Annotated in this window: 10 protein-coding genes; 1 reads left to right on the top strand and 9 read right to left on the bottom strand. The window is 52.6% G+C overall.

Going from position 1 to position 15089, the window contains the following annotated elements; genetic code table 11:
* Positions 1 to 9: 9 nt before the first annotated feature.
* Positions 10 to 2970, bottom strand: coding sequence for an extracellular solute-binding protein (locus tag NST84_RS04090; RefSeq protein WP_342564367.1), 2961 nt, complete (start codon positions 2968 to 2970; stop codon positions 10 to 12).
* A gap of 137 nt (positions 2971 to 3107) precedes the next feature.
* Complete coding sequence (locus NST84_RS04085) at positions 3108 to 4469, bottom strand: extracellular solute-binding protein (RefSeq protein WP_342564366.1); 1362 nt, start codon at positions 4467 to 4469, stop codon at positions 3108 to 3110.
* Positions 4470 to 4918: 449 nt separating this feature from the next.
* Here NST84_RS04085 and NST84_RS04080 point away from each other — a divergent pair, with 449 nt between their 5' ends.
* The gene (locus NST84_RS04080) at positions 4919 to 5923 is read left to right on the top strand and encodes a LacI family DNA-binding transcriptional regulator (protein ID WP_342564365.1); all 1005 of its coding nucleotides are present in this window, start codon (positions 4919 to 4921) and stop codon (positions 5921 to 5923) included.
* Positions 5924 to 6035: 112 nt separating this feature from the next.
* Here the strand turns inward: NST84_RS04080 and NST84_RS04075 are convergent, their stop codons facing one another.
* From NST84_RS04075 to NST84_RS04045, 7 genes are all read right to left on the bottom strand, one after another.
* On the bottom strand, positions 6036 to 6911 hold the full coding sequence (locus NST84_RS04075; protein WP_342564364.1) for a radical SAM/SPASM domain-containing protein: 876 nt from the start codon (positions 6909 to 6911) through the stop codon (positions 6036 to 6038).
* A gap of 24 nt (positions 6912 to 6935) precedes the next feature.
* Positions 6936 to 7922, bottom strand: coding sequence for a Gfo/Idh/MocA family oxidoreductase (locus NST84_RS04070; RefSeq protein ID WP_342564363.1), 987 nt, complete (start codon positions 7920 to 7922; stop codon positions 6936 to 6938).
* Positions 7923 to 8213: 291 nt separating this feature from the next.
* Positions 8214 to 9602 carry a threonine synthase gene (thrC, locus tag NST84_RS04065; protein ID WP_342564362.1) on the bottom strand — a complete coding sequence of 463 codons (1389 nt, stop codon included), beginning with the start codon at positions 9600 to 9602 and terminating at the stop codon, positions 8214 to 8216.
* A 229-nt stretch (positions 9603 to 9831) separates the two neighbouring features.
* Positions 9832 to 10326 carry a CYTH domain-containing protein gene (locus tag NST84_RS04060; RefSeq protein WP_342564361.1) on the bottom strand — a complete coding sequence of 165 codons (495 nt, stop codon included), beginning with the start codon at positions 10324 to 10326 and terminating at the stop codon, positions 9832 to 9834.
* 1135 nt (positions 10327 to 11461) lie between these two features.
* Complete coding sequence (locus NST84_RS04055) at positions 11462 to 13183, bottom strand: adenine deaminase C-terminal domain-containing protein (protein WP_342564360.1); 1722 nt, start codon at positions 13181 to 13183, stop codon at positions 11462 to 11464.
* Positions 13184 to 13205: 22 nt separating this feature from the next.
* Positions 13206 to 14270 (bottom strand): ABC transporter ATP-binding protein, encoded by a 1065-nt coding sequence (locus NST84_RS04050; protein ID WP_342564359.1) that lies wholly within the window; start codon positions 14268 to 14270, stop codon positions 13206 to 13208.
* 30 nt (positions 14271 to 14300) lie between these two features.
* Positions 14301 to 15089, bottom strand: coding sequence for an ABC transporter permease (locus tag NST84_RS04045; RefSeq protein ID WP_342564358.1), 789 nt, complete (start codon positions 15087 to 15089; stop codon positions 14301 to 14303).

Below are 15089 nucleotides of genomic sequence, written 5' to 3'. Positions count from 1 at the left end.
CCCTTGCTGCTATAGGCCAAACTCTCTGCGCTTGGTGCTGATCTCATCCTGGATATATTGAACGTAGTCCATGATGGATTCCCGGGCTTCCACATTGCCGACTACCGTCTTGTAGAAGGCATTGAATAAATGCCGGCCTGTAAAATATCCCCCAGGCACCTCAGGCACACCCTCAGCCCACTCAAATTGGGCCTTCAGATTATCGTAGTCGTCAACCGGCCAGGGCAGACTGTCCAGCGCCTTGATGTTGGCGGTCGGATAACGCGCGGCAGCCCCCATCAGGCCTTCCATTTCGCGTCCAAACACAGTTTGCGTCTCCTCGCTGGTCCACCATTTCATGAACTCCCAGGCCGAGTCCTTATCTTCCGCCTTCTCCATCATAATGACGCCGCTTCCGCCGCTCGAGACCGTACGGTCGATAGTGCCGTCCTCCTTCAAGGTTCCGGGGATCGGCACAAAGCCCCACATGCCCCGGATCTCCGGAGCGAATACAGACAGCTGGTTGTAGACGGTATAATCCGCTATGCCAAAAGGCATTTCCCCGGTCCGGAACCGGTTGGCGAAGTCATACTCCTTTTCAAGCTTGTAATCGGTGTAGAACTCCGTCCACTGCTTGAACGTTTCAATACCGGTCCGGGAATCGAGATCCGACTCCTCCCCGCCGTTACGGTAGAATTGTCCGCCGTTCTGGAACAGCAGTGCCGCATACATCGAGTTGGGCGGAATATTCTGCCCTTGAATAGCAGACTGGATTACAACAGGAAGACCGAACTGCATATGGTTCTTGCTGAGCACAGCCAGCAGCGTGGATACATCCTCCCACGTCTGGGGCACCTCAAGATGAAGCTCCTCCAGAATGTCCTTACGGTAGAACAGCATATTGAATGTCTGGGTCTCCGGCAGGGCATAAGCTCCGCCGTCATACCGGAACGGCACCATCGCACTGTCGCGGAAGCGGCTCTCCACTTCGCTGTAGTCTGCGAACTGCGTGAGATCTGTTGCCGCATTACGCATGGCAAAGTTAACAGGAAGATCTGTGCCGATCTGCATCGCAACATCGGGACCTTGTCCGGCCAGTGTCGCCGGCAGCAGTGTGGACATATTCACCAGCTTCAGATTCACATTGATGCCGGTTTCTGAGGTAAAGGTCTCATCGATCATCGCCTTCATCGTATTCGCCTGATCGCGTCCGCTGCCGATCCATACGGTGACAGACTTCTGGTCATCCTCATCGGATACATTCCCGATCTGGTTGTAATCCGTGAAGAAGGAGGCCAGGAAGGTAGCTGTCTCGTGTTTGATTTTCGAGCCAAAGCCCATCCCTTTCTTCGGAAGCTTCCTATCCGGCGAAGCCACATACAGCGCGTCAATCTCCAGCGGCTGCTCTCTGGCCTGCTGAACCCATGTGCCGAGGCCGCCGGTATTCGTCTTGTAGGCGGTAAGTCTTCTCGGGATGGTATCCGGATCCTCGATCAGCTCGCTGAGCTGCTGCGCCATCGTCTTAAGCAGCGCTTCCTGGTCGCTGGACTGTCCCGACAGCCGGGCCAGCTGTTTGGCGACGCTTCTCAGCCGGTCATGCTCGGACCCGAATACCTCCAGCATATCCGGCACCTTCTTATCCAGCTGGTAATCGCGGTATTCATCCGGCTTTGTACCGGTAATCATCAGAATCTTGCGGTACATCGAATTGAGGTTGTACAGGCTCTCCTCCACCTCGCGGATCAGCGGAGCGAACTCGCCCAGACTGGCCTCAAGCCGTACCACATGCTTTCCTTTTTCAAGATTGTACAGATAGGGTTCATCTCCGCCCATAACATCCAGCCGGTAGCCGCTTTTATAGCGGAAAGGGACCATGGCCATTTCCGCAAAGGGTACCACGCCATCAATGGTCAGCCGGCGGGTGGAGTAAATTCCCCTTACGAAATTTTGCTGTGTCTTAAAGGCCATCTTATATAGCCCGGTCTCAGGAACATCGATTTCCCATTCAATCCACTGGCCGGGTATCCGCCAGTTAAATCCGCCAATGGTGTTTATTTTTATTTTGGAAGAGCTGTAGGGATGAACAGCAGAGCTGGAACGCTCGCTGAGCGGGTATAGCGTCGGAGATGATTTGGCTGCTGCCGCTTCTCCCTCAATAACCAGCAGCTGATTATCCGCAGGCTGGGCACCGGCGGCATCCAGCTGCTTTTTCAGCTCCTCATAGGACAGCGGCTCAGGCTGCTTGTACAGCTTCAGCTGCCTGATGATAACCGGCTCTCTGGAAGATTCCAGTCCCAGCGTATGTGTGCCTTTGGAAAAATAAAATAAAAAGGGCTCATTCTCATACCCGTCAGAATCCTGAAACGGCTTCTCGCTCCAGCGCGGCTGCTCAAGCTGTCTGGGTCTCAGGTCATTGCCCTGATTATCCGTTTCCAGCTGGTCCAGCTGATTCACCCAGATGCGGTCAAACTGCAGAAAGGCAGCTTCGCGGAAAGGCAGCTCTCCATCGATGTACAGCGCACGCTCGATTGCCGAGCTTTTGCCTGCTACCGGATAATACAGCATGGACAGATTGTAGAGACCGGCTTCAGCGACGCTGACCGTCCACTCCACTTTGCCCGACTCACTGGTGAGTAAGGACTCTCCGGCCATCCCCTCGTAATCAGACAGCCTGCTGATTCCGCTGTCCTCGGCCAGGCTGTAATCCGCTGCCTCAATAATGATCTCATGCTCCGGTCTGGCGGCATCCTTATACCCCTCGAGATAAGCTGCGTACTTATCCTGGTTAAAGGCTGCTGTTCCTTCTGCAAGGGCTGCACCGTCCGGAATCTCCCCGGCAGCAGCTGCCGCCTGCGCATTCTTTGTTGCCGGTACTGCCTGATCACTTGCATTTGCCTGTACGTTCAAGCCTGCCGGAAGCATAAGCAACAAGGCTAAAGCGGCAAGCGTTATATTCTTGGCCAGTTGAAAACGGCTAGTTTTACCGGTCACCAGAAGTCCTCCTTACAGCAGAAGCAGCAGTTCCCCTTGTACGGGAAGGCTCAACTTACTGTGGTGAAATCTTACCTGTATGCAGCAGGAGGAGCCCGCAGGCTCCCCCGCCGCAAAAGCGGCCCGGGCCGCTCCTGTTACTTGCCCAGCTTGGCAATGGAAGCTTCTGCTTCCGGTTTATACTTCTCGGCAGTCGCTGTAACCGACTGGTTATCTACGATAATATCTCTCATGTAGCCGCTGGTCGGGAACTCGGGATAAGCCGTTTCCAGCAGAATCTGGCCTGTGTTGTTGATATGATCATGCAGCATGGCTACATCCTCTTCATGGGCATAGATGCTTTCCAGCCATTCCTGGCTCGGGAAATCGCCGGTTTGGGTAATGTCATACGTCTCCTCGAACGCCTGGTACACAGCCGACGGATCTTTTACACCTTTAGGAATAAAGAAGGCATTTTTTCCGTTATCCGCATACGTCACCTCCGGTGATCCCGACGGGCCGTTAGGGAACGGCACAACACCGAAATCAAAGGTCAGATCGCCCAGATTCCACACCGGAGCAGGGAACATGGCCACATCGCCGTCTTTGAAGGTGTTAAACTCGTCATAGCCGATTTTGTCAGTGCCCTTGATCTTCATGACATTTTCCACATTGTAGAGACGGTTAATAAATTCAGCGGTTTCAATGACCTTAGGATCAGTCAGGCCTTGGGTGCCTGTAGCTTCGTCAACAATTTTGCCTCCGTTGGCTGCGGAGAAATTGCGGAGGATGTCGATAGCCCAGCCCGAGAAACCGTAGGTGTCGATCTTGCCGTCATTATCGGTATCCTTGGTGGCCTGCTTGGCGATTTCAATGAACTTATCCCAGTTCCATTGTCCGCTAGCATATACCTCCTGCAGATCAGGCAGGCCCAGCTTCTTGAATAGGTCGCGGTTGTAATGCAGGCCTGCGCCGCCGGTTCCCGGCTCCGCAAAAGCGTAATATTCATTGGCGATCTGCGGGGCTTTGACCAGCAGTGTCGCTTCGTTGTTAATATTGGATTCCGCCGTTGTGAACTCGCTGACCTTCATCAGCTGTCCCTTGAGAATGGCCGGCCATGCCGAGTTGTACTCCATAATCACGATGTCGGCAAAGGGTTCTCCTGTAAGCGCAGTAGCTGTAAACTTCGGCATAAACTCTTCAAACGGCACATTCACGAATTCAAATTTGCAGTTGTATTTCTTTTCCACTTCGGCAATCTTGGCCAGCCGTTCCTTCTCGGAAGCGGAGTTCCCCGCCGGCTTGAGGTCCCACCAGGCAGCTACCTTAATAACGCGTCCGCCCATATCCACAGGTGCTGCTGTTGGCTTTGCCGTGGCTTCTGCAACCGCCTCTGTTGCGGCCGGCTCCGCAGTCGGGTTATTTTTCGGACTGTTCGCTGCATTATTCCCGCCGCTGCAGGCTGTAAGCAGAAAGACCAGGCACAGCAATAACACGGAATACCCCTTCACTCTTTTCATTCGTATAACCTCCCGTAATTTAATTAAAGCGCTTACAGACGTGTATAAAAAAATAACAACTTTGCAGAAAACCCGTTCTTTTCGGCATACCACCTTTTCATTTGTTATTATTTTTGTTTTTATTTTGCATAACAAATATTACCACCCGTTAGGCAAACGGTCAATCCTATTTTGACGTTTTTTAGTATTAACACGCTTTTATTTTCTAATTTATGTATCAAAACCTAATTTAATGAACGTTTTTTCAACGTTTTATCACTTAATAAATAACAAAAATAACAAAATACAAAACAATATATTGCACAATATTTATGAACAGTCTCTTATTTAAAGTTTTTTATTTTTACTTTTCATTCAAAAAAGATGTGTGAGTCCGCCCTTCTTCATGTAGAATTGTAATACGGCCCCTTTTGATATGTTGACCAATCTCACTAGAGTAGGATGATTTTATGCGACGCAAAGTAACGATTCAATCTATAGCGGATTTCACGGGACTATCCAAATTTGCGGTCTCACGGGCCTTATCGAACAAACCGGGAGTCAGCACCCAGACCCGGGACACGATCCTCAAAGCCGCCGGCCAGCTTGGTTATTTCAAGGACTCTCTGCCGGCAAAAGCTCCGGGCGGGCCAGTGGATCTGGATTCGCGTAAATGGTCCGGGACCATTGTGATTCTGTTTCCCAACGTCCGCTACCAGAATCCGGAATCCTTATACTGGGGTCCTGTGTTTAACGGCATCTCCTCCCGGCTGGACCAGCGGGGCATCAATGTAGTGACCTTAACCGAACCCCGAGGAGACTCCCTGTTCTCCCTTCTGCATCCCGAAGCCATAATGGGTGTGATTACGGTCGGCTCGATTTCTACCCCCATTCTGCTGGAGATCAGGAGCCTCGGGATTCCGGTGATGATGGTGGATCACGCTGCCCCCGGGTTCAGGAGTGATTCCATCTTTACCGATAACATGACTGTCATGAAGGAACTGATGAGCCTGGCCATCGGGAAGGGATATACAAATTTCCAGTTCATCGGCAACATCCGCGATGCTGAAAGCTTCTACGAACGCTTCCTTGTCTTCCGCGCGGCACTGGAGGATAAAGGGATTGGACTTAGCCAGATTCCTGCCCTGATCGGGCCTGAGATCGACAAGTTCAGGGAGACCTTTGCCGCTGCAGTTACCGAGCATGGCCTGCCTGATATTTTCATCTGCGCCAACGATACGTACGCGCTGTTCGCGCTTGAAACGCTGGAATACATGGGCATTCCTGTTCCCGCCAATCTGGCCTTCACCGGCTTTGATAACACATATCCTGCACTGCCTCTGCTCGCAACCGTTGATGTCGATAAGGGTCTGCTTGGCATGCGGGCCGTGGACCAGATGCTGTGGAGAATCCTCAATCCCGGTACCAGCTTCGAAAAAATCCTGATTCAGGCAGATTTGATCATCAAAGGCTGACCTCTGAATCGGTTTCCGGCACGCATCAAAACTAAAAAACCTCTCTTTAGCAAAATGGAAGTTTACACTCCATTTCACTAAAAGAGAGGTTTTGTTGTAGACAGACTTCTTATCAGGTCCCGAACCGCTGCCGGTACCCGCATTTGCGGCACAGCTCCTCAACCGCTTCCCTGCGGGAGAAGCCGTAGAACAGATTATTCGCCCGCTCGCCCTCGATAATCTCGGAGAACGGCTGTTCATGCAGGTTGCCGAGGTTGATGACGCCCTCGCCATCCAGACAGCACGGCACCACCGTGCCGTCGACCAGCACCGCTGCCTGGCTGCGCAGCGCATGGCAAAAGCCTTTGCCGTCATCCTCCGGCTCATGCAGGGCCGGCCATCTGAACTCGTGGTCCTGGTTCAGATAGACGCGCGGCGCAATCTTGACGCCGCTGCCGGGAACCACCTTTTCTTCAATCCGGTAATCGAGATCGAAGGCCTCCTCCAGCACCGCTAACGTCTCGCGGTTGCGCATCCGCGTCACGTTGGTCTGATTGTCCTCCGTCAGATTCCACAGCCGGAAGGAGATGATCACGCCCTGTGCCGAGGCTTCGCGGACAAACGAAATAATCTCCCGCAGATAGCCCTCGCGGTTCTCGGAGCCCTCATGCCCGTCGAAGCTGTGCAGGGAGAAGTTCATCTGCCGCAGCGCCGGCTTGCCGATAATCTTCGGGCCGGCTTTGTGGATCAGCGTTCCGTTAGTCGTTATATTGACCTTAAAGCCTTTGGCATGCGCAGCATCCAGCAGCTCGCCGATCTTCGGATGCAGCAGCGGCTCTCCCTTAACATGAAGATAGATATGATTGCTGTGCGGCTTGATCTCATCCAGAATTTTGTTAAAGGTGTCCAGCTTCATGAAGTTTTTCGTCCGCTCCGTCGGCGGGCAAAAGCTGCAGGCCAGGTTGCAGACGCTTGTAATCTCGATGTATACCTTTTTAAATGTCTTCAAGTGCTGCTCCCCATTTCCATCTCACTATAAATCACCCGCATAGCGGAGGCCGATCTGCCGTCTCGCTTCCTCCATAACTTCCGCTACCGCCAGCGAACTTTCATGGCTGTTGATGCTGCTCTCGCGCTGGCCGTTTTTCAGCAGCTCAATAAATTCATGCGCCTCATAATACATCGCCTCGAACACCTGAGGGACTGTAAGCTCCTCAACCGTCCCGTCGCGGTAATGGATTTTGACCTGGTACGGCTGGTTGATTTTATCGATGACCATCGTTCCGTTCTCCCCCTGAATTTCAGCAGGCAGATAGGAATCGGTAATTTTGGAGTGCATAACAATGGCATCCATATCAGGATAGCTCATGACCATGCTCCCTTCGCCATCCACCCCGGAGGACAGCATGTAGCCGGTTGCCTTGACCCCATCCGGCTTACCGAACAGCGTCACCATCGGATACAGACAGTAAATGCCCAGATCCATCAGCGAGCCGTTGGAATATTCCGGGTTGAACGCATTCAGCACAGTCCCCTGCAGGTACGCGTCGTATCTGGATGAGTATTGACAATAGCTGGCGAAATAACGCCGCACTGTGCCAAGCTTATAAAGATTGTCTTTAATTACGGTGAAGTTAGGCATCATCGTCGATTTCATTGCTTCCATCAGCAGCACATCATTGGTACGGGCAGCTTCAATCATAAGCTTCAGCTCTTTGCTGTTGGAAGCGGCCGGCTTCTCACAGAGAACATGCTTGCCGTGATTCATGCAGATGATCGCCTGCTCGGCGTGCATGGAGTTAGGACTGGCTATGTACACAGCGTCCACTTCCGGGCTGGACACCATATCCTCCAGATTCGTATAAATCGCAGCTCCCGCGTATTTGGCGGCAAAAGCCTGGCCTTTTTCCTCTGTACGGGAATAAACCGCAGTCAGAATAAAATCCTCATTTTCCAGTCCAGCCTGAATAAAACGGTCTGTAATCCAGTTGGTGCCAATGACCCCGAAACGAATTGTCATGAGTGATCCCGTCCTTTGTCTTTTTAATCTATAACTGCTATTTTCTCATTCCATGTCAGGGATGTCCACTTTTTGAAGGTTAATTTCCGACAATTTCCGATAGATTTTTCATGTGAAAAAAAGCACCTGTGGAACATCAGTATTTTGCCTGACATTCGTCCCCTAAAAAGCGGCTGTCAGCAGAATACCCATCATTTGCCACCTCTATTCAACCAGACTCTCGGGACCCCCGGACAATAAAAAAGCCCGCTCTTTTTCAAGAACGGACCTTGGGGTATACCTGTTAACTTTTTAGCCGAAAAAATCCTGCAGCTCGCGCACAATCTCCGCCTTGTCATGCTCCACAACCGTCATATGCTGCGGCATATCGAACAATGCGGAAATCTGTGACGGGAACTCCTGCTTAATGCCGGTCAGGGCAATCGCCTCGTCGAACTTCGCCGGATGAGCCGTAGCGAACGTAACGGTAGCCTCATCCGGTCCGCTGAACGCCTCATAAGCGGCAATTCCGCAGGCGGTATGCGGATCAAGCAGATAATCGTGCTCCTGCTGGTATTTGCTGATAATGTCGAGGCACTGCTGATTCTTCACGCCCAGCGCCGCAAAATCGGCCTGCACCTGTGCAAACAGCTCGCCGTCCACCGTAATTTTACCGTCTGCCGCAAGCCCTGCCATATACTCCGACAGCTTCACGGCATCCTCATCCAGCAGGTAATACAGATAACGCTCAAAGTTGCTCGCCACCTGAATATCCATTGAAGGGCTGTAGGTGCTCGTAAAGCCGCCCGGTTTGTATTCGCCTGTCAGGACGAAACGCTCGAGAATGTTGTTTTCGTTGGTGGCGATGATCAGCTTGTTGATTGGCAGGCCCATCTTCTGAGCCAGGAAGCCGGAGAAAATATTACCGAAGTTGCCCGAAGGCACACTGATATTAATCTTCTTGTCACCGCTGTTCTCAATCTGCAGGTAAGCATAGAAGTAATAAACCGTCTGGGCCAGAATGCGCACAAAGTTAATCGAGTTAATTGCACGCAGGTGGTATTTTCCTTTGAAATCCAGGTCGGCGAACAGCTCTTTAATCACCTTCTGGCAGTCATCGAAGTTACCTTCCACAGACAAATTCAGCACATTGCTGTCATTCACGGTGGTCATCTGCAGCTCCTGCACCTTGCTTACTTTGTTATGCGGATGCAAAATACAGATTTTGATGCCTTCTTTGCCGCGTACGCCTTGAATCGCCGCTGCACCGGTATCCCCCGAGGTTGCCCCGAGAATGTGGATAATTTCACCGCGCACCTTCGCAATATAAGAATACAGCTCACCCATAAACTGCAGCGCTACATCCTTGAACGCAAACGTCGGCCCGTGGAACAGCTCCAGCACGTACAGGGAATCATTCACTTTATGGAGAGGCGTCACTTCCGGCGCGCGGAAATTGCCATAGCTGGTGTAGACCATTTCTTTGAGATCATTATAAGGAATTTCATCATTGGTATAGTAGGAGAAAATCTCCAGGAACAGATCCTGGAAGCTGAGCTTGCGCCATTCCTCCAGCTTATCCGCAGAGATCACCGGGATCTGGTCCGGCACCATCAGTCCGCCGTCATCCGCAAGTCCCATCAGAACTGTATCAATAAAGCCTCTAGCTTCCACTTTTCCTCTTGTGCTTATATACTCCATACCTGTCTCATCCTCCTGGGACCCCTCTTTATTTAACCTATATAGAACTACCCTATATATTAACACGTTTAAGCGTTAAAGTCCGTTACTTCTGTGTTAACTTTTGCAAGTAGAAACGGCTTCGTCGTCCTTCAGGGAAGGCGACACCCGTTTCTGCGAGAAATTTCAGACCTGTATAAGTCCCTTGACTTATACTTTCTGATATTTTGAAAAAATGCGGATGCCGCCCCTACTTCTTCTGCAGCTCTTTCCAGACGGTTTTGTTGCTGTATTTTTTCTCTACGCTTACGTCTTCTCCGAACCATTCCGGGGCGTTAAAGCTCTCCGCTTCCTCCAGTGAGTCGAACTCCACCTCAATTACTGTGAGCTGAAGCTGGGTGTAGACGTCAATCTCTACGGTGATGCCGTTCCATACGGCTGTGGTGCGTGTTTTGACCAGGGGAATGGCCTTGACGGCCTCCATCATCTGGTTATACAGGCCTTCCGAGATGTTATATTCAATCTCCTTGCGGCTGATGCCCTTGCCGTCCTTAAACGTATGCGTAAACGTAACCTCGCCTGAATCAAGATCGGTAATCTTGCGCACCCGCAGCTCCTGCCCGTCCTCAATCGCCAGATACGTCTGGTCAATACTGTGCCGTGTAATCACTTTGAGCTCTCCGCCCTCAATCAGCTGCTCCGGATATTCCGGCAGCAGAAACTTGCGTTCAATCTCCATAGACATGCTGTCTCTCTCCTCCATGCGCTGTACGGTATTTTATATTATTTATCATCATAGGGGCAGGCCATACGTTAGTCAATCGGTGGGGGAGAAAGTTGCGTGGGAGGTGGCACTCTCACTTCTCCCGTTACCCACTCCCTCTCCGCTGCCCTTCACTTAACTTATTTCTAATTTCAATCTACCTAAGGTGGATTTTTGTCACTTAATCCAGCCTTTTTTCTCCATTGGAGATCATTAGGTGGAAAAAGGCCATCTATATTTGACCGTATTCCCCTTTTGACGCGGAAACAGTGAAATTAAGTGACGTTTTTCCATTTAGCATCCTCATATTGGGTAGTTAGTCGATAAATAGGTGCCGAATTTCCACTTAGCCCGGTCTGCGCTCCCCTGTAGATCATTGTCCTACACCACACACTCAGGATAACTGCACTTTGTACAACTAAAAATAGCGATTTTCGGCGCTATTCTCAGAATAACTGCACTCTGTGCAACTAAACAGGGCCATTTTAGAGAAAATAGGACTTTTTCGTTTTTTTAAGTGTACAAAGTGCAGCTATTCCGGAAAACAGAGGTTTTCTCCTCCATATAGCTGCAGAAAGTACACTTATTTAGTTTGACGGCGAATGTGCCGGGCAGAATGCGTCGTATTGGTGGATCAGCGTTGGCAGGCCGGCATTAGCGGCTCAGTATCAGTGGCGAGGCATCAGCAACTCAGCATCGAGAGCTCACTATCAGCGCCTCAACTTCAGCTACTCAGCGTCAGGAGCTCACTATTAGCTACTCAACATCAGCTGCTCAGCATTAGTAACTCAGCATCTAAAATTAGCACTGCCAGCCCAGCCACCAACACTCACCATTGCTAATCCACCATTCACACAAATTACGCCAAGTTACTACTTAGCAGCACAGACCCGGCAACGGGCATGGAGCCTCTATCGTGCTATAGTTACTGTATTGCAAAAAGGGGCATCCCATCTGGGACGCCCCTCCTTTATCGCTTCGCCCTAATCAACGGCAGCGCCTTATGCTCACGTTTCACCCAGCGGAGCGGAAGCACGTCTTCCTCACTCCTCACCCAGCGGAACGCCAGCAACTGCCACCTCACACTTCACACAGCGGAAAGCCAGCAGCGGCTCCCTCACGCTTCACCCAGCGGGAACAGCAGCGGCACTACCTTGCCCGCGACAACATCAATCAGCCCGAAGTCCGTAATCTTCAGCGCCGGACTTACCGGCAGCGAATGCGTGCTGATCGACATGATCGGGTTGTAATGGTTGTAGCCCAGCGACTCCATCGCTGTGCGCAGTCCCAGCACGCGCTCCGCCGTCTCGGCGAGCGGCGCCTCGGTCAGGATGCCGCCGACCGGCAGCGCCAGCAGGGCCAGCACTACGCCGTCACAGACGACGCAGAAGCCGCCCTGCTCGGCAATGACCGTATTGGCGGCAAGCGCCATGTCCTCGGCGTTGTGGCCGACGACGAGCAGGTTGTGGTTGTCGTGCGAATACGTCGTGGCAATCGCACCGCGCTTGATCGTGTCGCCGCCGATCAGGCCGTAGGCGCGCCCGCCGGTTTTGCCGTACCGCTCAAAGGTGGCAATCAGGCCGCAGCCGGTGTCCTGCCATTGCAGCAGGCCGTCCTTCACTTCGGCCTCCACATGCTTTTCTTCGGTAAACGTGGACACGTTGTTGACCGTCATCACGCGGGCGCCGTAGCGGCCGTCAGGCAGCTCCGGGCGCACCGCAAAGTCACCGGCGCTAAGCGGCGCGAGCTGCACGCTCCGGTAAAAATGCGCCGGGAAGCGCGGCGCAGGCGCAGGCTGTGCCTGCGGCCGGCTGCGGTCCCAGACCTGCGCGCCCCGCTTGTAAACCGCCTCAATCGTGAAGCTGCTGAGGTCAGACAGCAGCAGGTAGTCGGCGGTTTTGTTCGGCGCGATCACGCCGCGGTCGTCCAGCTTCATCCGCCGGGCCGGGGTGTAGGTGGCCGCATAGACAGCAGCCTCCGGCGCCATGCCCATGGCGATGGCCTTGCGGACGAGATGATCCAGATGGCCGGTCGCTGCCAGCGAGTCGGTCATCACATCATCGGTCACGAAGCAGAAATGCTCGCTGACCGGATGCTGGATCAGGTAGTCAACCACCTCCGGGGTCATCGACTTCTCCTGAATTTCGATGAACATTCCGGCAGCAATCCGCGCGGTCAGGCCCTCAATGCTCTGATGGGTGTGATCCGAATCAATCCCGGCAAAGATCAGCTGATGCAGATCAAGGTCGAGCAGCTTCGGCGTATGCCCCTCGATAACCAGACCGGGATACTTGCTGCGGACGTGCTGGAGAATCTGGTTGCTTTTACAATCAGGATCACGGATCACATCGACGAAATTCATGACCTCGCCGAGGCAGATCATCTGCTCCGTCTCCATCAGCTCATCGATATCGGCAATCTCAATCGAGCCGCCCGTCGTTTCCAGCGGCGTTGCCGGCACCGAGCTTGGAATCGCATAGAACATATCCACCAGGCAGTCCTCGCTGGCCCGGATCATCTCATGCACACCTTCAACGCCGAACACATTGGCCATCTCATGCGGCTCGGGAACAATCGTCGTTACGCCATGCTGTAGAATACCGTAGGAGAACGTCTCCGGTGTAATCATCGTGCTCTCAATATGCAGGTGGATATCAATCAGCCCGGGCACCAGATACTGCCCCTTAGCATCAATTGTCTCCGCAGCCTCGAACGTTTCCGCACCAAGCTGGCCGACATAGAGAAAACGCCCGTCTTTTACCGCAACATTCGCCGTCTCGAACCGTTTATAGTAACTGTTGTACACTTTAGCGTTCAGTATAAGTTGATCTGTAATCATCATGTCTGCTCCTTATGAAGCGCTACTGCACCAGCACCAGCTTCTCTTTTGGAAAATAAACCGTAACCTGCTGTCCCTGCACAAATGGCTGCTCCATCTCCTGATTCACCGTGAATACACCCAGCTCCGTCTCCACCTGATACTGGTAGCTGCGTCCAAGATAAGTACTGATCTGCACCGTTCCCGGCAAAATGTTACTGGCCGTGCCCGGCTCCGGGCTGGCTGCAAACAGCTGCAGATCATCAGGACGAATCGCCCCGAGCAATCCCGTGTTACCGAGTCCCTCCGGCCGTTTGGCCGCCTGGAACTTCAGCTCTCCTCTGCTAAGCTCAATATCTGAACCCGTATCATTCCGTCCGTCAAAAGCGATAAAGTTCCCGAACCCGATAAACCGGGCCACGAACTCGCTCGCCGGATATTTGAAGATGGCTGACGGCTTGTCGAGCTGCTCGATTTTGCCATTGTTCATGACCGCCACCTGATCGGAGATCGAGAAGCATTCCTCCTGGTCATGCGAGACATAGACGGTCGTGATCCCCAGCTCCTGCTGGATGCGGCGGATTTCCACACGCATGTTCACCCGCAGGTTAGCGTCAAGGTTACTCAGCGGTTCGTCGAACAGCAGCAGATCCGGCTCAATGACGAGCGCCCGGGCAATCGCTACCCGCTGGCGCTGTCCGCCGGACAGGGCTGCGGGAAGTCTTTTCTCAAAGCCGCCCAGACTGACAATCTCCAGCATCCGGGTTACCCGCTTCTTCACTTCCGCCTCCTTCAGCTTGCGCAGCCGCAGGCCGAACGCCACGTTATCAAAGACCGACAGATGCGGGAACAGCGCATAGCTCTGGAACACGAAGCCGAAATTACGCTTTTCGACCGGAACCTTGGTGTAGTCCTTACCGCCGAACATGAAAGCTCCCGCTTCCGCATTCAGAAACCCGGCGATCAGGCGCAGGGTCGTTGTTTTGCCGCAGCCGCTCGGGCCGAGCAGGGAAAGCAGTTGCCCTTTTGCCAGCGACAGATTGAAATCCTCCAGTATCAGACGGTTGTCATAAGCAACCGATACCTGCTCAAGACTTAAAAGTGACATTGCGTTATGCCTCCGTTATCCTTTAATTGGCTATCTTTTGGTAAAATAAGCGAATCCCATCAGCCGCTCGATGACGAACATCAGCGCCGCCGTCAGCACCATCAGAATGACGGAGATCGCGGCAATTGTAGGATCGAAGTAATTTTGCACATAGGTCAGCATTTGAATCGGCAGGGTACTGATCCCCGGACCGGTCATGAAGACGGAAATATCCACGTTGTTGAACGACTCCAGAAAAGCGATCAGAATCGCCGCCAGAATCCCGGAACGGATGTTGGGCAGTACGATTTTGAAGAAGGTATAGATTCTTGAAGCACCAAGACTCTGCGCCGCCTCCTCCACCGCAAAATCGAAATTCTCCAGACTTGAAGCAATAACCCGGATAATAAACGGCAGCATAATCACGGTATGTCCAATCAGCAGCCCGGCGTAAATCGGCAGGCCATATACCACAATCAGGTAGCGCAGCAGCGTGAAGCCCAGCACGATCCCGGGAATCAGCACCGGCGACAGGAAAATCGCATTCAGCGTATCCCGCCCGCAGAACCGGTAACGACTCAGCGCATAGGCCGCAGGCACACCCAGCAGCAGCGCCAGCAGATTGCCGAGCAGCGAGATGATAATGGAGGTTTTGAAGGTGTCCATAAAGGCGCTGACCTCAAAAATATTCCGGTACCATTTCAGCGAAAAGCCCTCAGGGGGGAATTTCAGGACCGTGCCCGGCTCAAAGGAAGTAATCGAGATGATTACGAGCGGACCCAGCAAAAATATAAAGACCAGCAGCGTGTACAAGGACAGCGCGCGGTTACCTTCCTTCAT

Origin of the sequence: Paenibacillus sp. FSL R7-0345, assembly GCF_038595055.1 — a bacterium.
Lineage (GTDB): Bacteria > Bacillota > Bacilli > Paenibacillales > Paenibacillaceae > Paenibacillus_AQ.
The sequence above is the reverse complement of the archived record's forward strand: the minus strand, read 5'-3'. Positions and strand labels throughout refer to the sequence as shown.